This is a genomic window from Pseudoalteromonas sp. PAST1, assembly GCF_021532515.1.
In the GTDB taxonomy this organism is placed as follows: domain Bacteria; phylum Pseudomonadota; class Gammaproteobacteria; order Enterobacterales; family Alteromonadaceae; genus Pseudoalteromonas; species Pseudoalteromonas simplex.
Genome location: NZ_JAKGBH010000024.1, coordinates 21,331 through 45,278, shown reverse-complemented (window position 1 = coordinate 45,278; position 23,948 = coordinate 21,331). Strand labels below are relative to the sequence as shown.

The 23,948-nt window shown below is 50.4% G+C and carries 26 protein-coding genes and 1 pseudogene; 24 read left to right on the top strand and 3 right to left on the bottom strand.

The window, feature by feature from the left end:
* Positions 1-232: 232 nt before the first annotated feature.
* Complete coding sequence (locus L1272_RS13150) at positions 233-1,273, top strand: IS630 family transposase (protein WP_235373601.1); 1,041 nt, start codon at positions 233-235, stop codon at positions 1,271-1,273.
* Positions 1,274-1,285: 12 nt separating this feature from the next.
* On the opposite strand, the pseudogene L1272_RS13145 reads toward L1272_RS13150, so the two are convergent.
* A pseudogene (locus L1272_RS13145) lies at positions 1,286-1,498 on the bottom strand (DUF4158 domain-containing protein); the annotation flags it as partial.
* 285 nt (positions 1,499-1,783) lie between these two features.
* Complete coding sequence (locus tag L1272_RS13140) at positions 1,784-2,275, bottom strand: acyloxyacyl hydrolase (RefSeq protein WP_069945525.1); 492 nt, start codon at positions 2,273-2,275, stop codon at positions 1,784-1,786.
* Between the two features lie 219 nt (positions 2,276-2,494).
* On the opposite strand from L1272_RS13140, the gene L1272_RS13135 reads away from it, so the two are divergent.
* From L1272_RS13135 to L1272_RS13080, 13 genes are all read left to right on the top strand, one after another.
* Complete coding sequence (locus L1272_RS13135) at positions 2,495-3,115, top strand: cytochrome P460 family protein (RefSeq protein WP_069945526.1); 621 nt, start codon at positions 2,495-2,497, stop codon at positions 3,113-3,115.
* 116 nt (positions 3,116-3,231) lie between these two features.
* Positions 3,232-3,681: a peptide-methionine (R)-S-oxide reductase MsrB gene (msrB, locus tag L1272_RS13130; RefSeq protein ID WP_069945527.1), complete on the top strand. Its 450-nt coding sequence runs from the start codon at positions 3,232-3,234 to the stop codon at positions 3,679-3,681.
* Positions 3,674-4,204 (top strand): peptide-methionine (S)-S-oxide reductase MsrA, encoded by a 531-nt coding sequence (msrA, locus tag L1272_RS13125; RefSeq protein WP_069945528.1) that lies wholly within the window; start codon positions 3,674-3,676, stop codon positions 4,202-4,204. The genes msrB and msrA overlap by 8 nt, the downstream gene beginning before the upstream one ends.
* A 21-nt stretch (positions 4,205-4,225) precedes the next feature.
* Positions 4,226-4,504, top strand: a complete 279-nt coding sequence (locus L1272_RS13120) for a DUF427 domain-containing protein (protein ID WP_069945529.1) — start codon at positions 4,226-4,228, stop codon at positions 4,502-4,504.
* 129 nt (positions 4,505-4,633) lie between these two features.
* The gene (gene egtB / locus L1272_RS13115) at positions 4,634-5,857 is read left to right on the top strand and encodes an ergothioneine biosynthesis protein EgtB (protein WP_069945530.1); all 1,224 of its coding nucleotides are present in this window, start codon (positions 4,634-4,636) and stop codon (positions 5,855-5,857) included.
* Positions 5,858-5,859: 2 nt separating this feature from the next.
* Positions 5,860-6,846, top strand: a complete 987-nt coding sequence (gene egtD / locus L1272_RS13110) for an L-histidine N(alpha)-methyltransferase (RefSeq protein WP_235373603.1) — start codon at positions 5,860-5,862, stop codon at positions 6,844-6,846.
* 7 nt (positions 6,847-6,853) lie between these two features.
* Positions 6,854-7,798, top strand: coding sequence for a YeeE/YedE thiosulfate transporter family protein (locus tag L1272_RS13105; protein WP_235373602.1), 945 nt, complete (start codon positions 6,854-6,856; stop codon positions 7,796-7,798).
* Positions 7,799-7,868: 70 nt separating this feature from the next.
* The gene (locus tag L1272_RS13100) at positions 7,869-8,984 is read left to right on the top strand and encodes a bifunctional alpha/beta hydrolase/OsmC family protein (RefSeq protein ID WP_069945533.1); all 1,116 of its coding nucleotides are present in this window, start codon (positions 7,869-7,871) and stop codon (positions 8,982-8,984) included.
* Positions 8,974-9,963, top strand: coding sequence for a CorA family divalent cation transporter (locus L1272_RS13095; RefSeq protein WP_069945534.1), 990 nt, complete (start codon positions 8,974-8,976; stop codon positions 9,961-9,963). The genes L1272_RS13100 and L1272_RS13095 overlap by 11 nt, the downstream gene beginning before the upstream one ends.
* A 306-nt stretch (positions 9,964-10,269) precedes the next feature.
* A complete protein-coding gene (locus tag L1272_RS13090) occupies positions 10,270-11,616 on the top strand; it encodes a dihydrolipoyl dehydrogenase family protein (protein WP_069945535.1) in 1,347 nt (448 codons plus the stop codon).
* Between the two features lie 58 nt (positions 11,617-11,674).
* Entirely contained in the window at positions 11,675-12,187 is a 513-nt protein-coding gene (locus L1272_RS13085; protein WP_069945536.1) for a peptide-methionine (S)-S-oxide reductase, read from the top strand.
* A gap of 166 nt (positions 12,188-12,353) precedes the next feature.
* Positions 12,354-12,860, top strand: coding sequence for a 3'-5' exonuclease (locus L1272_RS23270; protein ID WP_442961844.1), 507 nt, complete (start codon positions 12,354-12,356; stop codon positions 12,858-12,860).
* Positions 12,861-13,071: 211 nt separating this feature from the next.
* Positions 13,072-14,112, top strand: coding sequence for an IS630 family transposase (locus L1272_RS13080; RefSeq protein ID WP_235373601.1), 1,041 nt, complete (start codon positions 13,072-13,074; stop codon positions 14,110-14,112).
* A 2-nt stretch (positions 14,113-14,114) separates the two neighbouring features.
* Here the strand turns inward: L1272_RS13080 and L1272_RS13075 are convergent, their stop codons facing one another.
* Positions 14,115-14,408 carry a HigA family addiction module antitoxin gene (locus tag L1272_RS13075; protein WP_235373600.1) on the bottom strand — a complete coding sequence of 98 codons (294 nt, stop codon included), beginning with the start codon at positions 14,406-14,408 and terminating at the stop codon, positions 14,115-14,117.
* 233 nt (positions 14,409-14,641) lie between these two features.
* On the opposite strand from L1272_RS13075, the gene traL reads away from it, so the two are divergent.
* The 10 genes from traL to traC all read left to right on the top strand — a co-directional run bounded on the left by traL (position 14,642) and on the right by traC (position 23,925).
* Entirely contained in the window at positions 14,642-14,923 is a 282-nt protein-coding gene (gene traL, locus L1272_RS13070; RefSeq protein WP_175080729.1) for a type IV conjugative transfer system protein TraL, read from the top strand.
* Positions 14,920-15,546 (top strand): TraE/TraK family type IV conjugative transfer system protein, encoded by a 627-nt coding sequence (locus L1272_RS13065; protein WP_175080730.1) that lies wholly within the window; start codon positions 14,920-14,922, stop codon positions 15,544-15,546. The genes traL and L1272_RS13065 overlap by 4 nt, the downstream gene beginning before the upstream one ends.
* Entirely contained in the window at positions 15,530-16,426 is an 897-nt protein-coding gene (locus L1272_RS13060) for a TraK domain-containing protein (protein ID WP_235373623.1), read from the top strand. The genes L1272_RS13065 and L1272_RS13060 overlap by 17 nt, the downstream gene beginning before the upstream one ends.
* Positions 16,427-16,428: 2 nt before the next feature.
* On the top strand, positions 16,429-17,718 hold the full coding sequence (locus L1272_RS13055; RefSeq protein ID WP_235373599.1) for a TraB/VirB10 family protein: 1,290 nt from the start codon (positions 16,429-16,431) through the stop codon (positions 17,716-17,718).
* 74 nt (positions 17,719-17,792) lie between these two features.
* Entirely contained in the window at positions 17,793-18,365 is a 573-nt protein-coding gene (traV, locus tag L1272_RS13050) for a type IV conjugative transfer system lipoprotein TraV (RefSeq protein WP_222132879.1), read from the top strand.
* Positions 18,362-18,748 carry a TraA family conjugative transfer protein gene (gene traA, locus L1272_RS13045; RefSeq protein ID WP_000180225.1) on the top strand — a complete coding sequence of 129 codons (387 nt, stop codon included), beginning with the start codon at positions 18,362-18,364 and terminating at the stop codon, positions 18,746-18,748. The genes traV and traA overlap by 4 nt, the downstream gene beginning before the upstream one ends.
* A 219-nt stretch (positions 18,749-18,967) precedes the next feature.
* On the top strand, positions 18,968-19,744 hold the full coding sequence (locus L1272_RS13040) for a type IV toxin-antitoxin system AbiEi family antitoxin (RefSeq protein WP_235373598.1): 777 nt from the start codon (positions 18,968-18,970) through the stop codon (positions 19,742-19,744).
* Between the two features lie 7 nt (positions 19,745-19,751).
* Entirely contained in the window at positions 19,752-20,690 is a 939-nt protein-coding gene (locus tag L1272_RS13035; protein WP_152118582.1) for a nucleotidyl transferase AbiEii/AbiGii toxin family protein, read from the top strand.
* Positions 20,691-20,893: 203 nt separating this feature from the next.
* Positions 20,894-21,514, top strand: a complete 621-nt coding sequence (locus tag L1272_RS13030) for a DsbC family protein (RefSeq protein WP_442961842.1) — start codon at positions 20,894-20,896, stop codon at positions 21,512-21,514.
* Complete coding sequence (gene traC / locus L1272_RS13025; RefSeq protein WP_235373597.1) at positions 21,514-23,925, top strand: type IV secretion system protein TraC; 2,412 nt, start codon at positions 21,514-21,516, stop codon at positions 23,923-23,925. The genes L1272_RS13030 and traC overlap by 1 nt, the downstream gene beginning before the upstream one ends.
* Positions 23,926-23,948: the final 23 nt, after the last annotated feature.

Sequence of the window (23,948 nt, the reverse complement as noted above, 5' to 3'; positions counted from 1 at the left end):
TTTGCGTGTAAGATTCCGTTCGATGAGAGCAAATTCGCGACTTAGCTTATGAAATTCTCTTGCAACACTAGGATTTTTAAGTGCTTTATCTTTCAATGTTTTTAGAGACATCAATTTTACCCCTAAGCTAAATAACTGTGCGTAATAGTAGATCACTCAGGTAAGGGAACTCAATGCGGTTTGCGCGATCAGATCAGTCGCCAAACAAACCAAACCCACAAACGCATTGAGTATGAACAGGATAGCATTTTTATATGGCGCGGAAACCCGCCGATTGAAGAAGATTATTCATAAAACACGAGATAGAGACCTTTGCCGCCGTGCGAATGCCGTCTTGCTGGTGTTGAAAGGTAAAACCAAGTCAGAGGTTGCGAGCCTACTGCAAGCTGGCCGGTCATCGCTTAACCGCTGGTTGAAATGGTATGACGTTGCCGGTGTTGATGGTCTAAAAACGAAAGGCGTTGGTCGCCCCGTTAGGCTGAATCGGGATTTTATCTGTGGCGTGCTGAAAATTTTGCTGAAGTACACGCCAAGGACGCTTGGATATCAGCGTTCACGCTGGAGTACTGAGTTGTTTGCGCTGTTACTGAACAAGTTATGCAACATTCAGATCCACAGTTCAACAATCAGACGCTGGTTGCCCAAAGCAGGAATTGTCTGGCGGCGAGCTGCGCCAACACTTTATATCCAAGACCCGGATAAAAAGGAGAAACTGGCGGCTATCCGGGAGGCGCTGGCAGATAACAGTGTTGACCACCCGGTGTTTTACCAGGATGAAGTGGATATCCATCTGAATCCTAAAATCGGTGCAGATTGGGGGCACCGTGGCGCGCAGCGTAAAGTGGCAACACCAGGACAGAACAAGAAACATTATCTGGCGGGAGCATTACACGGCCAGACAGGGCAAATCGTTTATGTAGGTGGCGAGCGCAAGACCAGTGACTTATTTATTGAATTGCTGGAAAAGCTTAAAGGTCAGTATCGTCGGGCTAAAAGCATTCGGTTAATCGTGGATAATTACATCATCCACAAGAGCAAGAAAACCCAGAAGTGGCTGAGCGACAACCCAAAGTTCAAATTACTGTTCTTGCCGGTTTATAGCCCATGGCATAACAAAATTGAAAAACTGTGGCATGCCCTGCACGAGACGATAACCCGGAATCATCAGTGCAAAAACATGGATGATTTACTGGAGCAGGTTTACTACTTTATGGACACTGCCGCACCGTTTCCGGGCGGAAAGCATGGATTGAAGCAGGTGTATCACAATTAGGATCAGCTATTTAGGTGAAAGAATGACAGGCTTAGACTTAAAATAGCCCAATAAAGCAATGAAATAGCATCGGTGGTTTCTTAGGCGAATACTTTTAGACTCTGTTAGCTCGATCTCGTTTGGTGTAAAATACAAGCGTTGTTGTTCAAGTGATAATTTCGGCGGAGAATACAGATCGGCCTGCTCAGCTTTAGTAAGTATTGATAGTTCGTTTTTTATAGCCATAGGGATTACGTTAAGTTTACGGGGTTGTTAAACTCATAATTTGCCATACTTTGGGGAAGTAACCCACCTTTGTATGCCTTTAAATATCGCGTGTATGGCGGTTTATGTTACTTTAGAGGGGAAAATCCCTAGAACCCCTATAAGGTATACCGGATATCCCCTTTGCCTGTCTGCAGTCCATGTGACAGGCAGTGCCGTCGCGCGGGCTATTTTGCGGCGCTATACCACAGCATAATGGGGCACACATTTACCGTCGGGATCAACGGGCTTGACAAGGGTGTTAGGCTAATCAAAGTGATAGATGAGGGAGAGAGCGATGGCCTCAGAGCCGGGGTTTTGATCGCCCAGGCCCGCATTAGAGATATGGCCGATTTCAAGCCGCATGTACCATTGTGGTGAGAGACGTCTGTCCACGTTAAGCCGGGTATAGTATTCGACTTTATGGCCCAGTTGCTTCGGGCGCTCCATAAAGCCGATATGCATGGCGCCACCGATACGCCAGTGCGGGCCCAGGGAGGAATCATAGGCAACACCGAAGGCATAGTACTGTTGCCCCTGATCGGCAAAGAATGCCATCAGGGTTGGCCGCACGTTATATCCCCCGGGCAACGGGGCAAGGGTATACGTGACGTGCAGCGCCTCACGATCGGCATTATCAAACACGGCCCAGTTTGCAACGCCGGTGGTGAGATAAGGTGAGCCAACGGCCTGAGCCGGGCCACCGCCAAGACTAAAAAGCAGTGATACCACGGCGACGAGGTACAGCGGGGAGCGCATTGGCTAGCGGATCGCCTTTTGTGGGTAAACATACCGGCAGCGGCATGGCCTTGGTACTGGCTTAGCATGGTGATCTGTCATGGCGTTATTTATACACATAAGTAAACGTATGGAAGTGCCTCGAAAATTGCCCCAAACAAGAAAAAGTACAGCTTAATGGCGAGTTATGCTATTAATGCTAGGGCATTAACATTTTATTTACAATAACGCGGGATAATAATGATGAACAAACAACGCACCTGGATCCTTTTACTATTACTGACCGTATTGAGTATGGCGCTATCTGGCTGCCAGGAAAAAGAGCAGGCAGACACGGCGGCCGTGAGTGAAGCGGAAATACTGGAGGCCGAAGCGGTTGGCGACGATGTTGATCCCACGTGGCTCCCTAGCGCACCAACCCCTAGTATGTCACCGGCGGAAATCCCCCTTAGCAACGAGGCGCTGTTTATCTACCTGACGAGTCAGGCGTATCGCAGCTTTGCCAATCAGGAAATGGAAACGCACCGGACAACGGGCCCACATACCCAGTTTGGATTACCGGTACGGGTGTTTTATAACGACACGATTGCCGCAGCGATAAAAGCCGATGCAGCGACATACCCGACGGGCAGTGGTATCGTCAAAGAGATGTACGATGAATCAGAGGCGCTGGCTGGCTGGGCGGTGATGGTCAAAACACAGGACAACTCGGATAATGGTAAAGGGTGGTTCTGGTATGAAGTGACCAGTGCAACCGATGGCACGAAACTGCAGGCGTCAGGCAATGGCGTTCCAGGCTGCTTTGGCTGTCATATTGGCGGCAAAGACATGGTGCTAAGCCGTACAGACGAAATTAAATAGTGTGATAATGCTGAAGGGGGTCCCCTTCAGTGGGTATGCGCATGCGTGCGTAATTGACAGTGAAAGACCAGCGCTTCGACGCTGGTCTTTTCTCTGTCCTTGATAGGAGTAACAGTATGTTGAATTGGAATACCGTCATCGGGTATGCGAGCAAGGGTAACCCGGCCCCCGATCGCCGGGTAGAAAAAACGGATGAGCAGTGGGCCGAGCAGTTGACCAGTGATCAATTTCAGATCACGCGACGAAAGGGTACCGAGAGGGCCTTTTCTGGCGAGCATTGCGGCATCTTTAAACAGGGCCGTTACGCGTGCATTTGCTGTGATGAGCCACTGTTTAATGCCAATGAGAAGTTTGATTCTGGCTCGGGCTGGCCGAGCTTTACTCAGCCACTGAAAGATAATGTGATCAATTACATTCAGGACACGTCGCACGGTATGCATCGTGTTGAGGTGACCTGCAGTATTTGCGACAGCCACTTAGGGCATGTATTTCCGGACGGTCCGGAGCCAACGGGGCTACGCTATTGTATTAATTCACTATCATTAAAGGCGGTGGATGATGAGTAACATGATACAGGCAACATTTGGTGGCGGGTGCTTTTGGTGTGTTGAAGCAGTCGTTCAGCGGCTAAAGGGTGTACATAAGGTTGAGTCGGGTTACAGCGGTGGCTCATCATCGGATGCTGACTATAAGAAGGTGTGCTCTGGCGGGACAGATCATGTGGAGGTGGTGCAGGTGACCTTTGAGCCTGACGTGATCAGTTATTATGATCTATTGGTGGTCTTTTTGACCAGCCATGATCCGACTCAGGTCAACCGGCAAGGGGCGGATGTGGGGACCCAGTATCGCTCGGTGATCTTCTATCATGATCCTGAGCAACAAGCGACGGCAGAGCAGGTGATCGCCGATCTACAACCGCGCTTTGGCACGCCGATCGCCACGCGCGTGGAGCCCCTTGATGTGTTTTACCCCGCGGAAGGTTACCATCAAAATTATTATGCAAATAACCCGCAAAACCGGTATTGTTCAATGGTCATTGAGCCGAAGCTGTCAAAGCTGCGGGCAGCGTACCAAGATAAACTGAAATAACAAAGTGTTACAGGAGAGCATATGAAAGCTACATGGAACGGGGTTGTTATCGCAGAGTCGGATAACACTGAGGTTGTCGAGGGCAACCATTACTTTCCCCCTGATGCGATTAACGCGTCGTATTTTAAACCCAGTTCGTTTCGTACCACCTGCCCATGGAAGGGTGAGGCGCATTATTACCACGTTGAGGTGGGGGATGCCGTTAACGAAAATGCCGCATGGTTTTACCCCGCACCGTCAACGGCGGCAGCGGCGATCAAAGATCATGTCGCATTCTGGAATGGTGTAGAGGTGGCCTGACCGACGTTGTTACACTTGTTGGACGCGCCCGGTGGCGCGTCGTATGCGTGCCGAGTCAGCATGGTATGTGAACGCCTGGTATGTTGGCACGGCACTTAACACATAACCACACCAATCCTATAATAATTTATGCAACATAATGAGAATTCTGCCTTTCAGGCCGTCCGTGCACTCAGCGCGCAGCTTGTCGAGCCGTTATCGGAAGCAGACGCCCAGCTTCAGTCGATGCCCGACGCCAGTCCTGCCAAATGGCACCTGGCACACACCACCTGGTTTTTTGAGACGCTGATTTTGCGGCAACACCTGCCGCAGTATGTGCCGTTTGACGATGATTTTACGTACTTATTCAATTCGTATTACAACGGCATTGGTGAGCAATATCCACGCGCCGCACGCGGGCTTATTTCGCGGCCCAGTTTAGCCCAGATCATGGCATACCGAGCGTATGTCGACGCACACATTTTGCAGTTATATGAGCAGGGTCTCACCCCGGAGGTGGCATCATTGCTCACGCTGGGATGCCACCATGAGCACCAGCATCAGGAGCTCTTGTTAACCGACATTAAACACGCACTGGCACAAAACCCGCAGGCGCCGGTTTACATGGCATCGTCCCGTGGTGATGCCATGTATAGTGCGCACCATTGGCTGCGGTTTGATGAAGGACTGTATACCATCGGACATGATACGGACGGCTTTGCGTTTGATAACGAGTCGCCGGCGCATACGGTGTATCTGCAGCCGTTTTCATTGTCATCGCGGCTAGTGACCAATGCTGACTATCAGGCCTTTATTGAGGATGGGGGGTATCAAAACCCGTTATTATGGCTCTCTGATGGGTGGGCACATCTTCAGGCGCACGACGTACAATTGCCCTTGTATTGGCGCTATACCGACGGGCAGTATCAGCACTTTACACTTAGCGGGCTGCAGCCGGTGTTACCGCATCAGCCGGTGACGCACGTGAGCTATTATGAAGCAGAGGCCTATGCTCGCTGGGCCGGCGTGCGGTTACCCACCGAATTTGAATGGGAGGTGGCGGCACGTGCACAACCCACGCGCGGACCGTTTTTATCCCTCGATTGTTTGTGTCCTACGGCCGAGCCAGGCCCGGGGCTGACCCACATGACCGGACAATGTTGGCAATGGACCGCCAGCCACTATGGCGCTTATCCGGGGTATCAACCATTTAGTGGGCCGGCTGGCGAATACAATGGTAAATTCATGTGCAGTCAGTATGTGCTGCGGGGGGGCTCATGCGTGACCCCCGGTGCCTCTTACCGTGATACCTATCGTAACTTTTTTTACCCCCACCACGCGTGGCAATTTACTGGAATACGACTAGCAAAATAACAATGAAAGATTTTACCTTATCGCAACCCACCGAGTGTTATGACTCGGAATTTTTACAAGATACCTTACAAGGATTGTCCCACTCTCAGAAATGCCTGCCGAGCAAGTATTTTTATGACGCGTACGGCTCTCAGCTGTTTACCGACATCTGCACACTGAAGGAGTACTATGTCACGCGCACGGAAACCGCACTGCTTGAGCGTGTCAAGGGTGACATTGCCCGGCTATTAGGTCCACATGTGCATGTGATCGAGCCGGGCGCGGGGGCCTGTGACAAAGTGCAGGTGTTGATGGCGCACCTGTCAGCGCCGCAACAACTGACATTAACAGATATCTCTGCGGAGATCCTACAGGCTGCGGGCAAGCGCCTTGAGCAATGTTTCCCGGGGCTGCCGGTCAATACGGTGGTGGGGGACTTTACGCGCTTACATGCGCTTCCGTCGCCCGCCCTTGCGCCGACACGCGGTCGCCAGGTGGTGTATTTCCCTGGCTCCACCATTGGTAACTTTTCGCCCATAGAGGCCGGCCGCTTGTTATCAATGTTCGGTAGTTGGGTCGGCGAAAAGGGATTGCTGCTGATCGGCGTTGATCAGATCAAGTCCACCCCGTTACTGGAGCGCGCGTATAATGATGATCAGGGCGTGACAGCCGCCTTTAATCTTAACCTGTTAAGCCGGATCAATCGGGAATTGGAGGGGACATTCGATCTCGGGCAGTTTCGTCATCATGCCTTTTTCAATGAAGAGCAATCACGCATTGAGATGCACCTGATCAGTACACGCGCACAGACCGTGCAGGTTGCCGGGCAACCGTTTGCGTTTACACAAGGCGAGAGTATCCATACAGAGAACTCGTACAAGTATACCCCCGAGGGGTTCATTCAGATGGCACGGGCGGCGGATTGGTACCCGATCAAGCATTGGCACGACGCCGCGCGGTGGTTTGGACTACACTTGATGGAATACCGCCCGTCCTCCACTGTTCGGTAAGCGTCATATGAGCAGCCCGTTGTTGCTAACAATGCTCGTGCTGGCCACTGGGGTGCTAGGGTATGCACTGATGCGCGCGGGCTTTTGTATGGTCGACGTCGTACAGCAGGCGTATCGGCGTGGGGTGTATGGAAAGGCCTTGGCGTTGTGGTTAACGGTGATGGTGATCCTGATGGGGCATCTGCTGCTGGTGATATTCACCGGCGCAAGCAGCTGGCCAACCTATACACTGAGTGGGACCAGCTTACTCGGTGGGGTGTTATTAGGGGTTGGTGCAGGTTTAAATCGCGGGTGTAATATCTCAACGTTTACCAAGCTTGCGGAAGGCCGCGCCGAGATGCTGGCGACTATCACCGGATGGGGGCTGGGCGGTTTACTCATGGCGGCGATGGGGGCCGCATTGCCTGCCCCGCAGGCGGGTGGATCTCATAAGGCACTGCTGATAAGCGGTGCCGGCTTAGGTGGCGTGTGCGGGTATGTGTACTGGATGTGGCGACGCGTCCCGGCTAATAAACGGTTTGGGCTGCTCGCGGGGTTTCGTCATGCCCGTGGCATGATCTGGCTCATTGGTCCTTCGGCGGCACTGGTGACGGTTTTTTTACCTGACTGGGGCACCATTGGCAGTTTCTTCACCCTCAGTGTCACACAACCGGCGCACTTGCTCAGCACCTCGTCAATGTATGGGCTGGGCCTGGCAGTCCTGTTTACCGGTATGCTGGTAGCCAGTTGGCATATGCGCCGTTTTTCCCTGCGAGGGCCCCCCTTGCGGGTGTGGGGGCGGCATTTATTTGCGGGCCTGTTGATGGGCATGGGTGCGTATGGGATCCCGGGAGGCTCTGACACGCTCCTCTTTATCGGGCTTCCCGCATTGTCGCCACATGCGCCGGGGGCCATCGTCATGATGGCATTAGGGATATGGGGCGTTGAACGCCTACGTGCACAGCGCACATAAACGAGGGCTTATGTTGTTGCGTTGTGATGACATCAAGCTGAGTATGCATGACCATTGATGTGGAGAGACAATGAGTATAAATGTAACCTTTCCCAGCCAGGAGCATATGCTCTCAGGCTCACTTACCTTGCCTGTGCAGCGCCCGTGTGGGTACGCACTGTTTGCCCATTGTTTTACGTGCGGTAAAAACAGTGTGGCCGCGAGGCGGATCACCGACGCATTAAGCGCCCATGGTGTGGGCGTGTTGCGGTTTGACTTTACCGGATTAGGCGACAGTGAGGGGGAGTTCGGCAATACCAATTTTTCCTCAAATTTGGATGATCTGAAAGCGGCGGTAAGCTTTTTGCGTGAGCATTACCAGGCCCCTCAGCTGCTTATTGGGCATAGCTTGGGTGGGACGGCGGTGCTGGCCATGGCCGCCCAGGAGCCAGAGGTGAAAGCGGTGGTGAGTATTGGCGCGCCGTTCAGTGCCGGCCACGTGGTTCATAATTTTGAACAGGCAGTTCAGACGATAGCACGTGCGGGGGAAGCGACGGTGGATTTGGGGGGGCGGCCCTTCACGATCAAGCAACAGTTTTTAGAGGATGTCGCTCACTTTGACGGGCGCCAATTGGCGGGTATGAAAAAGGCACTGTTATTGATGCATGCACCCACCGATCGAATTGTGGCGATAGATGAGGCTGAAAAGATCTACCATGCCGCCAAGCACCCAAAAAGTTTTGTCAGTTTAGATAAAGCCGATCATCTGTTGACCAAACCGGCAGATGCTGAATATGTGGCCGACACGATCGCGGCCTGGAGCCGTCGTTTTTGGAGCAGTGCGGTGATAGAGGATACGCCTTCGGCGTTAGAAAAGGGGCAGGTTGAGGTGGCCGAGTTTGATCATGTGTTGACCCAGCGGGTGTCCAGTGCGGCCCACCAGTGGATAATGGATGAGCCTGTTGCGTTGGGCGGCGGCGATCGGGGGCCTGATCCCTATGAGCACCTGTTAGCCGCGCTGGGCGGGTGTACCGCGATGACGTTGCGGCTGTATGCCACACGCAAACAGTGGCCACTGACGCATGTTGAGGTACGCCAGGCGCACGGGATCACGCCAATAGAATCTGACACCATCATTGATGAGGTGTGTCACGAAGCGGGGGGCATATGCCCCATGTGCAAACAGGAGTTGGATCATGCCCCTTAAACCGCTCGCGCCCGATATGCTGGCCCCGGATGCGTTATTATACGGTGCCAACCTGACCACAAGCATGACCTGGGCGCCGGGGCAGCCGCTGCCCGCACCCGGCGACTGTGTGTGGTACCATTTGTGTGCCATTAATATCGCGACCCGCACCTGGTTGGAAGCGTCCCAGCGGATGAGCAGTACCACTATTGATGCCATGTTGGCAGAAGATACCCGTCCACGGGTATTGATCAAACCCGACGGCGTATTGATCAACGTGCGGGCCATTAATACGTATTGTCCTACTCACCCGGAGCAAATGGTATCGCTGCGCATCTGGACTGATGGTGATGTGGTGCTGACCTGCCGACGCGATGACAACCAGGCGGTTGAGCAACTGCGTGAGCACATTACCCAGCGCCGCGGCCCATTGACCGCGGGCGGTTTGGTGGTCGCGTTGATGCGCGAAGTCTATGAGGAAATTGAGCACTACATTGACGAGCTGGAGCGGTGTGTGGCTGAGCTGGAGCTGCATGTCAATGCTGATGATGCACTGCAGCGTCCCCCGCATAATATCAGTGATGTGCGGCGTAAAATTGCGTTATACCGGCGCTATATTTTCCCGCAGGCCAAGCTGCTCAGTGATCTGTCACAGGCGTCTATCGGCTGGTTATCGGACCGGCAGCGGGCCGATATTATTGAGCAGCACGATCGGGTGTTACGGTATACCGAAGAGCTCAATGATATCCGGGATCGCGCAGAGATCCTGTATGAGGAAATTAAATACCAGCAGGGCGCCGAATTAAACAAAACCACCTACCTGTTTTCAATCGCCGCAACAATTTTTTTACCCCTGTCCTTTTTAACCGGCCTGTTGGGGATCAACGTGGGGGGGATACCGGGCGCCGCCGTTGATTTTGCGTTTTGGATCTTTGTGGTGTTGTGTGTCATGGTCGTGGGCGCACAGATCGTGTACTTTCGGCGCAAGAAGTGGTTTTAGCGGTGGAATGGTTAACAGCACTTAACACCTACCCTCACGGGTACAGTGAAGCGTGGTTCGACGGACGCCGATACGGCGTGACGCGCCATCGTCACGTGCAAGGGCGGGCAGAAACGTTTTATGCCGAGCGGCTCGGTGGTCAGGACGTGATCAGTTGCAATGTTTATCATACCCATGTCCCGTTACTCAAGCCGTGCGAGATGTCGGCGGAAAAAGTTATCGATTTTTTAATCCGCAGTCGCCCCATTACCACAGCGTAAACGCGACGCGCAGTATCACTTAAAGAATGTACATAGGAAATTCATTATGACAGCACAGTATCATACGATTATCTTGGGCGGCGGGAACGCCGGATTTGGCGTCTCATCCGTGCTTAAGGAGGCGGGAAAATCCATGGCCATTGTTGAGCAGGCCGAGTTTGGTGGCACCTGCCCTAATCGCGGTTGTACCCCGAAAAAGATTTTAGTTGAAGCTGCTGGGTGCCTGGACATGATCCGCCGGGCTGAGGCACACGGTATTGAGGTTTCTGCGCCCGTGATCCATTGGGAAAAGCTGATCGCACGCAAGGACGAGATGATCGGCTTTATCCCCGGTGCGATGCATAAACTGGCGGACAATCGGGCGACGGTATACCGCGGTCAGGCACGCTTTACCGGGCCTAATCAGATCACGGTCGGCGACGATGTCCTGGAAGCAGAAAACATCGTCATTGCCACAGGCTCTAAAACCCGTCCGTTACCTATCCCGGGGGCTGAGCACCTGCTAACGTCAGATGATGTGCTGACGCTACGTGAACTGCCCGACTCGGTTGTGTTTGTCGGCGGGGGGGTTATTGCCATGGAATTTAGCCATGTGTATGCCCGCGCGGGGGTTAAGGTGACGATTTTGGAGGCCATGCCACAGCTGCTGCCACGCCTGGACAGTGACGCGGTGCGGGTACTGCATGATGAGACAGAAAAGCTGGGCGTGACCATCCACACCGCGGTGCAGGTGCAGCAAATACGTCAGACGGACACGGGGATGGTGGTCGATTGTATGATTGATGACACCCATCATACCTTCATGGCGTCGCATGTTGTTAATGGTACCGGGCGGGTGGCCAATGTGGACGGACTGGATCTGCAGACGGCGGGGATCACGGTTGATCGTGGGCATATTGAGACTGACGCATACTTGCGCACGGTCGATAACCCTGCGGTCTGGATCGCAGGGGATGCCATTGCACGGGCGCCGCAGCTGTCGCCCGTGGCCACGCAGGAGGGCCGCCTGGTCGGACAAAATATTCTCAAGGCCATGTCACAAGCGACGGATTATCGCGTGATCCCGACGTCGGTCTTTACGCTGCCGACCCTCAGCAGTGTCGGGCTAACAGAGCAGGAAGCCACCGCGCAAGGCCTACAGGTGAAGGTGCAACAGGTTGAAATGGGGGATTGGTTTTCCTCCCGCTCGCATGTTGAGTCACGGGCTTGGGCCAAAGTGATCATTGATGAGGCCGCGGATGCGTTTGTGGGAGTGCACATTGTCGGGCATAAAGGTGAGGAGCTGATCAATATGTTTGCCATGGCCATGCGCCACAACATTACCGCGACGCATTTCAAAGCGGATCTGCTTGCTTATCCGACCTTTGGCGCGGACATTCAAAACTGGTGGTGATCCGGTGCTCGCGTCCGGGCCTGTGCTGCCCGGGCAACGGCACGAATAGGAGGTGACAATGGCAGCGGACGTATCCATCGGGTTAGGGGGCAGTTGCTACTGGTGTACCGAAGCCATTTTTGCCTCCTTAAAAGGGGTTGTACAGGTGGAGCAGGGATGGCTGAGCAGCTACGGTGAGCAGCATTGGCCCTCAGAAGGGATCATCATGCGTTTTGATCCGCAGCAGATCACGTTATGCGACCTGATTGATATTCATTTGCATACGCACAGCAGCACCGCCGATCACAGTCGTCGTCACAAATACCGCAGTGCGGTGTACACCTATAATGATGCTCAACAGGCTGCGGCACAGGCCTGTTTAGTGCAGCTGCAATCCCAGTTTGATAAACCCTTGATCACGCGGGCGTATCGGCTCAACACATTTGAACGTTCGGCCGCGCACTATCAGGATTATTACTATACCGATCCCCAGCGCCCCTTTTGTCAGAACATCATCACCCCCAAACTGCGTCAGTTGTTGGCCTTGTATCAGGATAAGGTGGATGAAACGCGGTTAAGACTGGATACCTGAGCCGCAGTTATTCACCGACAAGGGTGACAATGTGCGTGTGATCATTATCCCAATATAACTGATAGATCCCGCCTTCTGCTGAGAGTTGGCGGCAGGTATACACCTCTGATGTCCGGACGTGCCAAAAGGCTGAGAGAACGGGAGCCGCAGAGCCGTCGACGCTCTTCTGGATGCATTATCATCCACGCCACTCAGTAATTACAATGAATTAGCTATTGAGGTAACAACCATACACAAAGCAAAAGGACTTGAATGGGACAACGTTATTCTTGTAGGACTACAGGACAAACGATTTCCCAGCAGTAAAGATGAAAGCGGTTTTAGTTCTCAATTATTGGGTCTGAAGGATAAACATAGCCCCAGCATAAAAAATGATGAAAGTCTTAAGGAGGAAAGGCGGCTGTTTTATGTCGCTATTACGAGAGCCAAGAAGAGGCTCTACTTACTTCACCCTGAAGACGAAAAACTTGAAGAAAGGGTCAAAAAAGCTTGGTATTCAACACCAAACTTCGAGGTAACTGCGACAAGATTTCTTTATGAAATAGATTATAAAAACGCTGAGGATGTTAATAGCTTCCTTAGAACGTCGAATAATTACAGCTATGAAACAGACAATATATTGGGAGCAATGTATACACAAAGATTTAGGCAGCTAAATAGAGTAACATCATGACATTTCAAAATTTATAAATGGAAATATTCTCACTTTCTTTTAGATATAATTTGTTACTTAAAGTCATGCCAATTTTTTCCTGCCTTGTAACAATTTCAAGTTAGAGCTAAATAACTGTGCGTAATAGTAGATCACTCAGGTAAGGGAACTCAATGCGGTTTGCGCGATCAGATCAGTCGCCAAACAAACCAAACCCACAAACGCATTGAGTATGAACAGGATAGCATTTTTATATGGCGCGGAAACCCGCCGATTGAAGAAGATTATTCATAAAACACGAGATAGAGACCTTTGCCGCCGTGCGAATGCCGTCTTGCTGGTGTTGAAAGGTAAAACCAAGTCAGAGGTTGCGAGCCTACTGCAAGCTGGCCGGTCATCGCTTAACCGCTGGTTGAAATGGTATGACGTTGCCGGTGTTGATGGTCTAAAAACGAAAGGCGTTGGTCGCCCCGTTAGGCTGAATCGGGATTTTATCTGTGGCGTGCTGAAAATTTTGCTGAAGTACACGCCAAGGACGCTTGGATATCAGCGTTCACGCTGGAGTACTGAGTTGTTTGCGCTGTTACTGAACAAGTTATGCAACATTCAGATCCACAGTTCAACAATCAGACGCTGGTTGCCCAAAGCAGGAATTGTCTGGCGGCGAGCTGCGCCAACACTTTATATCCAAGACCCGGATAAAAAGGAGAAACTGGCGGCTATCCGGGAGGCGCTGGCAGATAACAGTGTTGACCACCCGGTGTTTTACCAGGATGAAGTGGATATCCATCTGAATCCTAAAATCGGTGCAGATTGGGGGCACCGTGGCGCGCAGCGTAAAGTGGCAACACCAGGACAGAACAAGAAACATTATCTGGCGGGAGCATTACACGGCCAGACAGGGCAAATCGTTTATGTAGGTGGCGAGCGCAAGACCAGTGACTTATTTATTGAATTGCTGGAAAAGCTTAAAGGTCAGTATCGTCGGGCTAAAAGCATTCGGTTAATCGTGGATAATTACATCATCCACAAGAGCAAGAAAACCCAGAAGTGGCTGAGCGACAACCCAAAGTTCAAATTACTGTTCTTGCCGGTTTATAGCCCATGGCATAACAAAATTGAAAAACTGTGGCATGCCCTGCACGAGACGATAACCCGGAATCATCAGTGCAAAAACATGGATGATTTACTGGAGCAGGTTTACTACTTTATGGACACTGCCGCACCGTTTCCGGGCGGAAAGCATGGATTGAAGCAGGTGTATCACAATTAGGATCAGCTATTTAGTTCATAAGATTGGACTTTCAGCGTTGTCTTTTGATTTCTGAGAGCTGATAAATCATAAGCATTTTGCAGGCGCAACCAGTGGTCAGCAGAGGGCTTAGCAAAAGCCAACTCCAAGCGCACGGCCATTTCAGGAGTTATTGCACCTCGTCCGTTCAATACATTGGATAGGGTTTTACGGCTTACATTTAAGTGTTCTGCAACATCGGTAATCGTCAACTCAAACGGCTCGATGATCAACTCTTTTAATATCTCACCAGGGTGAGCTGGATTATGCATAGTCATTAGTGATAATCCTCGTAGTTAACAATTTCCGCATTTCGTTCATTGAATCTGAATGTAACGTGCCAATTGCTGTGAACTAATTGTAACCCTTAAGGTTGCGATATCAATCTGATTGTAAGAGCAGAATCACCAAGCCACCTCAAAACCTTAAAGAATTCGGCATCTAGCTGACCACTGAAGCTGCCAATCCCGAGGCATCCTTCACTTCTCAATTCAAACAACGAGGAGTGACTATGGAACCTGTGAGTATTCCATCCTATATCGATGACCCGCCGCACTTCCTGCTTTGGAGTGCCGATGAGATGGCTCCCATTCTGTTGGGGCTAGTGATCGGCATTTTTACCGGTAATGCCTTGGTTTTATGCCTGTTGGGGTTGGTGACAACCAAGCTCTATCGGCGTTTTCGTGATGGTCGCCCGGATGGTTTGATTCTTCACGCCATCTACTGGGCCGGACTGTTGCCAACCAAAGCCAAGACGATCCCTAACCCATTTATCAGGAGCTATCTGCCGTGAAGTTCGACGTGTTTTTAAAATCATGGCAAGGCACGCAATTAGAGAACCGATGGCAACGGTTCCTGATTGCGGTGCTGGTGCTATCTAACTTGCTGCTTGCGGTTGCGGCATTTTCTCGCAATACCGTGGTAGCCATTCAACCGCCAACCTTGTCTGAAACGGCTGAAGTGTCACGAAACCAGGCTACTCAGCCTTACTTGGAATCCTGGGGGCTCTACCTGGCTGAGCTTATGGGCAACGTGACGCCGGGTAATGTGTCTTTTATCCGGGGTGCTATTGAGCCGCTACTTTCTCCAGCGGTGTACCAGCAAGTGGTCGATGCACTGGAGATTCAGGCAAGACAGATCCGTGAAGACCGAGTCACGCTCAAATTCCAACCCAGACAAGTGGAATACGAGTATGAAACCGGCCATGTCTTTGTGACCGGTTACTCCTTGGTTTCTGGGCCATCTGGAGATGAGCAGCGCCAAACTCGCACCTATGAGTTTGACATCGATATTGAGCAATACCATCCAAAACTTAGCTGGATGGATACGTATGAGGGGCAAGCTAGAACGAAGCGAGTTCGTGAAAAGTTGACCCAAGAGCAAAACCGGAGGGTGAATGATGCGAACCAAAATTAGTCGATTGATGACACCAGGCTTAATCGCAATGTGCTTGAGTGGCGTCCTGTTATCTCAAGCGTCGTATGCAGACGTGGAATTGCCGATTGTGCCAGCCAGTGTGATGAAGCAGCCCGCTACAGCAAATCCACCGGTTCAAAGCAATACGGTTTCAACGGATGCGCCAACAACGCTGCTGATGACACCGGGAGTCAATGAACTGATCCCTGTGGCACTTGGCCATCTGAATCGGATTGTGACGCCGTTTGAATCGCCTCAGGTGAGAACAACCAGTGATGCTCAGACGCAAATCAAGGGGAATGTTGTATATGTGGCCACGGACAAAGAATCACCGGTTTCACTTTACATCACTCCGCCTGGTCAGGAAGCGCCCGCATTATCTGTCACATTAGTACCTCGTCGTATTCCACCGCGTGAAATCACCTTAGCTATTGATGGTCAGCAGTGGCCTATTAAGGGCGTCGTTAAAAGAAAAGCCGCCACTTGGGAAACGGCTCAGCCATACGTCGATAGCTTACGTGATTTACTCAGACGCCTTGCACTAAATGAGTTACCACAAGGCTATGACATCCGTTTGGCGTCTCAGGGGGATACCAGCCCTAAATGTTTTCAGCCTGGCTTAAAGTTTGGTTTTAAACAGGGGCAAATTGTGACGGGACATTACTTCACCGTCTATGTAGGACTGGTTGAAAGCTTTGCCGATGAACCGATAGAAGCCAGTGAAATAGCCTGTCATGCACCAGATATAGTGGCAAGCGCCTACTGGCCTCGCAATATCTTGTTGCCGGGTGAAAAGACTGAGTTGTATGTGGTTGTTCGCAATCATCGTGAAGAAGCGGTGGAAAGTCAGCGACCTTCGCTTCTTGTGGGAGGTGAATAACGATGAAAGCACAATGGGAACAAATGAGCCCGAACATGAAGCGGGGTCTATCGGTTGCTGGTATTGCTGGTGGTCTCATTCTTATGGTGATGGTGTTTTCACCTAATCCTGACGATGGCTCAAGCAGTCGGAACCGACAGGAAACGATCCGGCACATTCTTACGGATACCAATACTCGTGATGTTGGGGTCGATAGTTTGGCTGCGAACGTAAAACTACTCAGTGAGCGCAACGAGCAGTTACGTCGTGAAGTTGAGCGCTTGCGTCGTGACGTCGATTCAGGACGGCTAAGCCCAGGTTCGCCTTCTATACCAAGTGAAGTCAATGCGGAGCTGGCCCGCCTTAGAGCGGAACTTGATGATGTTCGCGCTGGAGGTGATGCAGCAGTTGAAGGCACAAATAGCCGTTTTGAAGTGCCTTTATCTGCCATGGAATTGCCTAAAGACGAAAAGCCACTGCCGTCTAACCCAGACGACTATTTTGCCAATGCGCCGCTGCCTGATCCGCTCTATCAGCAGCCAGCCAATGGCCAAGGTACACGAGCACGAGATGTTCCATTGCCGCCAATCACGATTCGTATGATTGAGCCTGAAGTGGTTGCTGAACCAGAGGTTGTTGTGCAAGAAGCGCCGCCTTTGTATCTACCGGCGGGCAGCATCATCTCAGGTACTTTGATCACCGGTTTGGATGCACCTACTCACGAGTCCGCAAGACGCGAGCCTTTTCCTGCATTGCTGAGGATTCAAAAGGAAGCCATTTTACCCAACCGATTTAGAGCGGATATCAAAGAGTGTTTCTTGATCGCCGCAGGTTACGGTGATTTGAGCTCTGAGCGTGCCTATTTGCGAGGCGAGACCATTTCATGTGTGAGAGAAGATGGTGGCGTCATTGAAACGCGACTGGATTCTTATGCCGTGGGTGAAGACGGCAAAGCCGGTATTCGTGGCCGATTAGTGTCGAAACAAGGCCAGCTGGTGGCCAAATCGATGATGGCCGGATTCCTTCAGGGCTTGGCTGGCGCATTTGATGTGAATCCTGTACCAACGATTCAGACGGGGAATGCCGGTGATACTCAGCTGTACCAGCAAGTCATGAGCCAAGAAGCATTACAAGGCGCTGCGATTAAAGGCACAGGTAAAGCATTGGATCGAGTGGCCAAGTTCTATTTGGACATGGCTGAAAATATGTTCCCAGTCATAGAGGTAGACGCTGCAAGGAAAATTGAAGTCATAGTCACTCGTGGTGCCTCGTTGTCGTTGGCCACTTCGCAAAGGGGTGGTGCAAGAAGATGAAAAAATCCTGCATGTTGCTAACCGATCGAAGTCCGTTTCAGACAATAAGATGTGTATCCAGAGGAGAGTTAACCATGACGACATCAATGCAGAACAACCCAAAGCACCAGTCAAAACAGTGGTCTAAAGCTGGATTACTTTTATTGGCAGTCGGCTCAACCTTATTGTCTGGCTGTAGTTCATTGGGTCTTGGGAGTAGTGAATATGGATGCCCAGGTATGCCTGACGGTGTGCGCTGTTTATCCGCTCGTGAAGTCTATGAGCTTACCAGTAATGGCGCTGCACCCAAGACGATTGATGCTGTGGCGACTCGAATTGGTTCTCCCTCTGGGTATTCACAATCTGATTTAGAGACAGGACTGCTGAGCCATCCAGCATTACCTGAGACGCAGCAATCTGCACCTCTTCGCATTCCTTCAAGGGTGATGCGAATTTGGATTGCTCCTTGGGAGGATGACCGTGGAGATCTGAATTTTTCCAGCTACGTGTTTACCGAAATTGAACCGCGCCGGTGGGATATTGGGGTGTCAGCACCTCGAACGGTTTCGCCAGTGCTACGTCCACTTCAGACTCAAAGCGATTCAGCCTCAGCGGGAGCTGATGGTAAGCGTGATAACTTGAGTATCTACGGAGAAACTAACGAATGACAAATGCAGTTCGCACCATTCAAACTCAGCGCCTAATGACCATTGGTGCGCTTGGTTTAATGGCGTTAATGATTTCGGAGCCCTCATTTGCGGGCACCGGTGGTGATGCTTTCACTGATGTGTGGGATACCCTAAAAGATTGGACCCAAGGTACTTTGGGACGGATCGTAGCGGGAGCCATGGTTCTGGTGGGTATTGTGGGCGGTATCGCCCGCCAAAGCTTGATGGCTTTTGCCTTGGGCATTGGTGGCGGTATGGGTCTCTACAACACACCAACCGTCGTTGAAAGTGTTATGTCTGCAACCTTACCTGTTGTTGCCAGCACTCAAGAAGTTATTGGCACAACTGTTCCAGCAATCAGCGCCGTTTTACTGGGCACCTGAATGTGAGCCATAGTAGGCAGTTCACTTAAGGTAATCAAACTAGGTCTACACAACATCGGGTTATTGGTGATGTTGTGTAGACCTTTTCATTTCAACAACGCCGCATTAGCGGGCTTGGTTTACAGTATTTGGTATATTAATACCTAAAGTGTTAAAATCACTGTCACAATAAACTATATGGTTTATACTGTTCGTGATATTCATACTTTGGGTGTTAAAATGTCATCTAAGATAAACTGGCTTGTTGCTCATACTTCTCCTGGTGCGCTAGTACTTCAGCAATGGCTGACTGAAAACGGTGTGAGCTATTCCTTGGCTCAAAAGTACGCGCAGAACGGTTGGCTAAAGAAGCTATGTTCTGGCGTGTATTATCGTCCAGATGCGCAGGGCGATATAAAGCCAACTTGGGTTGATGCCATTCAAGCATTAGATGTGCAATTGGGCGTTTCAGTTCATTTGGCTGGATTGAGCAGCTTAACTCACCAAGGACTGAGTCACTATTTACAGCTGAACAAAGAGCAAGTTTGGATTTGCGTTAAAAATAAGTCGTCCTTACCAAAATGGTTTCGTGAATTCCCTTATCAGAATTGGTTTTACTGTGGAAACCATAAGCTTGAAGTGAATCCCGAGAAAGATTTGAAAAGGATCACGGTTAAAGAGAAAGAACTCACTGTCAGCTGTGCAGAACTTGCTGCCTATGAAGTGGTAGACGCGATTGGGAAGCTGATTTCATTTGAGCATGTCGCAGAATTATTTCAGGGTTTAGTCAATCTTAGCCCTAGAAAAGTACAAGATATTCTTGAGCGAAGCAGCTCTGTTCAGGCAAACCGAATATTTCTATTTCTGGGTCGATACTACGATCACCAGTGGGTCAATCGCATAGATGAAACAAGAATTAAATTGGGTGCAGGAAAGCGGCAGGTTGTCGAAAAAGGACGTTTTGATGAGCGATATCAAATCACAGTGCCAGAGATGTTAAGCGTCAAAAGAGGTTAACAACATAATGGATAAATATAGCCCATATTACAAACAGGTTTCCTTGCTCATAAGAATGCTTCCTGTGGTAGCAACAGAGACGGTTTTTGCACTTAAAGGTGGCACCGCCATTAATTTATTTGTGAGAGATTTTCCTCGGTTATCTGTAGATATTGATCTTGCTTATCTTCCACTTGAACCAAGAGATGAGGCTTTGATTAATGTCAGGGCTGCATTGCAGCGCATTACAGACAGAATCAATACTCAACCAGATATCAGAGCGGCATTTCAGGATAATAAAGCTGATGAACTGAGAATAGTTGTATCAAGTCCGGTTGCGACGATCAAAATTGAAGTGTCGCCTGTCGCCAGAGGTACATTGCATAGTGCAGAAGTAATGCCAGTTCAAGAGTCTGTTGAAGACGAGTTTGGTTATGCTGAGATTCAGGTAGTCAGTCTTCCCGATCTGTATGGTGGGAAATTGTGTGCTGCAATGGATCGCCAACATCCTCGCGACTTATTTGATGTGCGTATGTTACTTGGCAGTGAAGGGATTTCGAGAGAGATTTTGGTGGGTTTTTTAACCTATACATTAAGTCACCCTCGGCCTATTAATGAAGTCATGTCGCCAAACTGGCAGCCTCTGAATGAGAAATTTCAGGCAGAATTTGACGGAATGACTTTTGAAAAAGTTGAATGCGAAGACTTAGCTTCTGTTAGGCCTATGATGTTAACTTCGCTGCAAAAACATTTCACAGAAAGGGATCATGCTTTCCTTATGTCATTCAAAAGAGGGCAACCTGACTGGGCATTGTTTGACTATCCTAATGCAGCAGACTTGCCAGCGATTCGTTGGAAGTTGCAGAACATAAACAAATTGGCAAAGAATCAAGCAAAACATCAAGAGCAATTAGATAAATTGAAGCAAGTACTTGATGATTGGCTTGTTAACGCAAACGCTGAGTAATTCGTTTATAACAAACCTCAACGAGCTATAAGCCCCCTAGTTAGATTGCGATTTCTTCAATCTATCTAACCGAGTCCACATAGGACAACTGCATAGACTGGAGCCTCGATTTACATTAACGAGGACTCCTCATGCGAAAACTATCTCCAATCATTCTGGCGCTTGCGCTGTCTCCTTTGGTTCAAGCTGAACCTGTGTCTGAAGTGTCGCCCGTTGGCAAAATTGACGGCATGGTTTCTTTACCTGTCACGGGTATGAAAGCGGTCGAAAGCAATGGCCGTATTGTTTTCATGTCAGACAGTGGCCGGTTCGTCATTGATGGCACGCTCTATGATGCCTGGTCCAAAAAGCCGCTTACCAGCCTTGAAGAAATTCGTGAAGCGGGGAACACGCTGGACTTAAGTCGTCTTGGCTTAAAAATGGATGATTTGAATCCACTGACGCTGGGTGAAGGCAAAAAGAAAGTGGTGGTCTTTGTTGACCCACGATGCCCGCACTGCCATGAGCTTTTGAAACAAGCTTTACCGTTAACCAAAGAATACACCTTCCAAATACTCCCTGTGCCAGTGCTTGGTCCTGATTCAGAGCGTCAGGTTCGCCAGCTTGGCTGTGCGCGTGACAAAAAAGCGGCCACCGATGCATTGCTCAATGGCCGGATTGGTAACCTAGAACAGGATGATGCCTGCAACTTAGAGCCAATGCAGCGTACCTTGGTGACGGCTCAAATCCTTGGCATTCAAGGTGTGCCTTTCATTGTCGCCAATGATGGTCGCATCAGCCGAGGTCGTCCTTATGATCTTTCTGCTTGGTTGGAGGGGCGTTAATGAAAGCCTCTCTGTATTCAGGGCAACGCGCTTCAGAGCTGTTGCCAGTATTGGCCTATTCCGACGATGAGCAACTGTTTTTCATGGAAGACCAGAGTGTTGGCTTTGGTTTTCTATGTGACCCATTGCCGGGTGGTGATGAGTCTGTTGCAGACAGGGTTAATGTTCTACTTAACAACGACTGGCCAAAAGACACTTTGCTGCAATTTGGCCTGTACGCCTCGCCTGATATTCAAACCGACCTTCAGCGCATGATGGGCTTGCGGCATCGTCAATCCGATCCATTGCTCAGGGCGTCGATACGCAAACGTGCGGATTTCCTCGATGGCGGCACGGTTCAACCGATAGAAGAATCGACCCAGACTCAGGTACGCAACTTTCAACTGATCGTCACCTGCAAATTGCCTCTGGAAAGTCCTATACCGACGGAGCGTGAGTTGAGTCGAGCATACGCGCTTCGGGCTTCTTTCTCGCAAGCGCTGGCAACGGTTGGTTTTCGCGTCACTGAGATGACTGACCGAAACTGGCTCGCGGCATTAAGTGCGCAGCTTAACTGGGGAAAAGATGCTTCTTGGCGTAATCCATCACCAATCCGTAGTGAGGCAGATAAACCACTTCGAGAGCAAGTGTTGGATTATGACCGAGCTATCAAGGTAGATAGCCAAGGTCTGATGCTGGGTGATTACCGAGTTAAAACCTTATCATTTAAGCGCTTGCCTGAGCGGATCTGGTTTGGTCATGCCGCAAGTTTTGCGGGCGATATGATGACGGGTAGTCGCGGTTTACGCGGAAGCTTTTTGCTGAATGTCACCATTCACTTTCCCTCAGCCGAGGCGATGCGATCTCGTCTAGAGACGAAGCGTCAATGGGCGGTCAATCAGGCCTATGGCCCAATGCTCAAGTTTGTACCGGTGCTTGCAGCCAAGAAAAAGGGATTTGATGTTCTTTTTGAAGCCTTGCAAGAAGGTGATCGTCCTATTCGGGCAAACATGACCTTAACGCTGTTTTCACCAACTGAAGAAGCGTCCATCAGCTCTGTTTCAAATGCTCGAACTTATTTCAAAGAACTCGGGTTTGAGCTGATGGAAGACAAGTACTTCTGTTTGCCCATTTTCCTGAATGCCTTGCCATTTGGTGCTGACCGCCAGGCGATGAACGACTTGTTTCGATTCAAGACTATGGCGACACGACATGTGATCCCTCTGTTGCCTTTGTTTGCGGATTGGAAAGGTACAGGCACGCCAGTGATTAACTTTGTTTCCCGTAATGGCCAGATCATGAGTGTGTCCCTTTATGACTCGGGCAGTAATTACAACTGTTGCATAGCTGCGCAATCGGGGTCGGGCAAGTCTTTCCTGGTGAACGAAATCATCTCCTCCTACTTATCAGAAGGCGGGCAATGCTGGGTGATTGATGTTGGCCGCTCCTATGAAAAGCTGTGTGAAGTCTATGATGGTGAGTTCTTACAGTTCGGGCGGGACAGTGGCATTTGCTTAAACCCGTTTGAAATCGTTGAGGACTATGACGAAGAAGCGGATGTACTGGTTGGGTTATTGGCCGCAATGGCCGCACCTACGCAGTCATTAACCGATTTTCAGATGGCCAACCTAAAGCGTCAGACCCGTGAACTGTGGGAGAAAAAAGGTCGTGCCATGTTGGTTGATGATGTGGCAGAGGCCTTGAAAAATCACGAAGACCGACGTGTGCAAGACGTGGGTGAGCAGCTCTATCCGTTTACGACACAGGGCGAATATGGCCGCTTCTTTAATGGTCACAACAATATTCGCTTCAAAAACCGTTTCACCGTTCTGGAGTTAGAAGAGCTCAAGGGGCGCAAGCACCTGCAACAAGTGGTGTTGCTTCAGCTTATCTACCAAATCCAACAAGAGATGTACTTAGGTGAGCGGGATCGTCGCAAGATTGTGTTCATTGACGAAGCCTGGGATCTGCTGACTCAAGGTGATGTCGGTAAGTTCATCGAGACGGGTTACCGTCGATTTCGAAAATATGGCGGCAGTGCTGTAACGGTAACGCAGTCGGTCAACGATTTGTATGACAGCCCAACAGGTAAAGCCATCGCTGAAAACTCGGCCAATATGTACCTGCTTGGCCAAAAAGCTGAAACCATCAACGCGCTCAAAAAAGAAGGCCGCTTGCCACTAGGTGAAGGCGGTTATGAGTACCTAAAAACGGTTCATACCGTCACGGGTGTCTATTCCGAAATTTTCTTTATTACCGAAATGGGCACCGGGATTGGCCGCCTCATTGTCGATCCGTTTCACAAGCTGTTGTACTCGTCCCGTGCAGAAGATGTAAACGCGATTAAACAGTTAACGCGCAAAGGCCTTTCTGTTGCTGATGCCATCTCTCAGTTGTTGAAGGAGCGAGGCTTTGACTGCTCCCCTCCCTAAAGGAAGGGGATTCTTGTTTCAAG

Bases quoted from the DNA above. Each gene is read 5' to 3' on its own strand.
- L1272_RS13035 (WP_152118582.1), top strand. From the start codon at position 19,752: ATGGATAAATATAGCCCATATTACAAACAGGTTTCCTTGCTCATAAGA.
- traC (WP_235373597.1), top strand. From the start codon at position 21,514: ATGAAAGCCTCTCTGTATTCAGGGCAACGCGCTTCAGAGCTGTTGCCA.
- L1272_RS13080 (WP_235373601.1), top strand. From the start codon at position 13,072: ATGAACAGGATAGCATTTTTATATGGCGCGGAAACCCGCCGATTGAAG.
- egtD (WP_235373603.1), top strand. From the start codon at position 5,860: ATGAAAGATTTTACCTTATCGCAACCCACCGAGTGTTATGACTCGGAA.
- L1272_RS13100 (WP_069945533.1), top strand. From the start codon at position 7,869: ATGAGTATAAATGTAACCTTTCCCAGCCAGGAGCATATGCTCTCAGGC.
- traA (WP_000180225.1), top strand. From the start codon at position 18,362: ATGACAAATGCAGTTCGCACCATTCAAACTCAGCGCCTAATGACCATT.
- L1272_RS13060 (WP_235373623.1), top strand. From the start codon at position 15,530: ATGCGAACCAAAATTAGTCGATTGATGACACCAGGCTTAATCGCAATG.
- L1272_RS13085 (WP_069945536.1), top strand. From the start codon at position 11,675: ATGGCAGCGGACGTATCCATCGGGTTAGGGGGCAGTTGCTACTGGTGT.
- msrA (WP_069945528.1), top strand. From the start codon at position 3,674: ATGAGTAACATGATACAGGCAACATTTGGTGGCGGGTGCTTTTGGTGT.
- L1272_RS13095 (WP_069945534.1), top strand. From the start codon at position 8,974: ATGCCCCTTAAACCGCTCGCGCCCGATATGCTGGCCCCGGATGCGTTA.
- L1272_RS13105 (WP_235373602.1), top strand. From the start codon at position 6,854: ATGAGCAGCCCGTTGTTGCTAACAATGCTCGTGCTGGCCACTGGGGTG.
- L1272_RS13040 (WP_235373598.1), top strand. From the start codon at position 18,968: ATGTCATCTAAGATAAACTGGCTTGTTGCTCATACTTCTCCTGGTGCG.
- L1272_RS13140 (WP_069945525.1), bottom strand. From the start codon at position 2,275: ATGCGCTCCCCGCTGTACCTCGTCGCCGTGGTATCACTGCTTTTTAGT.
- L1272_RS13135 (WP_069945526.1), top strand. From the start codon at position 2,495: ATGATGAACAAACAACGCACCTGGATCCTTTTACTATTACTGACCGTA.
- traV (WP_222132879.1), top strand. From the start codon at position 17,793: ATGACGACATCAATGCAGAACAACCCAAAGCACCAGTCAAAACAGTGG.
- L1272_RS13120 (WP_069945529.1), top strand. From the start codon at position 4,226: ATGAAAGCTACATGGAACGGGGTTGTTATCGCAGAGTCGGATAACACT.
- msrB (WP_069945527.1), top strand. From the start codon at position 3,232: ATGTTGAATTGGAATACCGTCATCGGGTATGCGAGCAAGGGTAACCCG.
- L1272_RS13055 (WP_235373599.1), top strand. From the start codon at position 16,429: ATGAAAGCACAATGGGAACAAATGAGCCCGAACATGAAGCGGGGTCTA.
- traL (WP_175080729.1), top strand. From the start codon at position 14,642: ATGGAACCTGTGAGTATTCCATCCTATATCGATGACCCGCCGCACTTC.
- L1272_RS13150 (WP_235373601.1), top strand. From the start codon at position 233: ATGAACAGGATAGCATTTTTATATGGCGCGGAAACCCGCCGATTGAAG.
- L1272_RS13090 (WP_069945535.1), top strand. From the start codon at position 10,270: ATGACAGCACAGTATCATACGATTATCTTGGGCGGCGGGAACGCCGGA.
- L1272_RS13075 (WP_235373600.1), bottom strand. From the start codon at position 14,408: ATGACTATGCATAATCCAGCTCACCCTGGTGAGATATTAAAAGAGTTG.
- egtB (WP_069945530.1), top strand. From the start codon at position 4,634: ATGCAACATAATGAGAATTCTGCCTTTCAGGCCGTCCGTGCACTCAGC.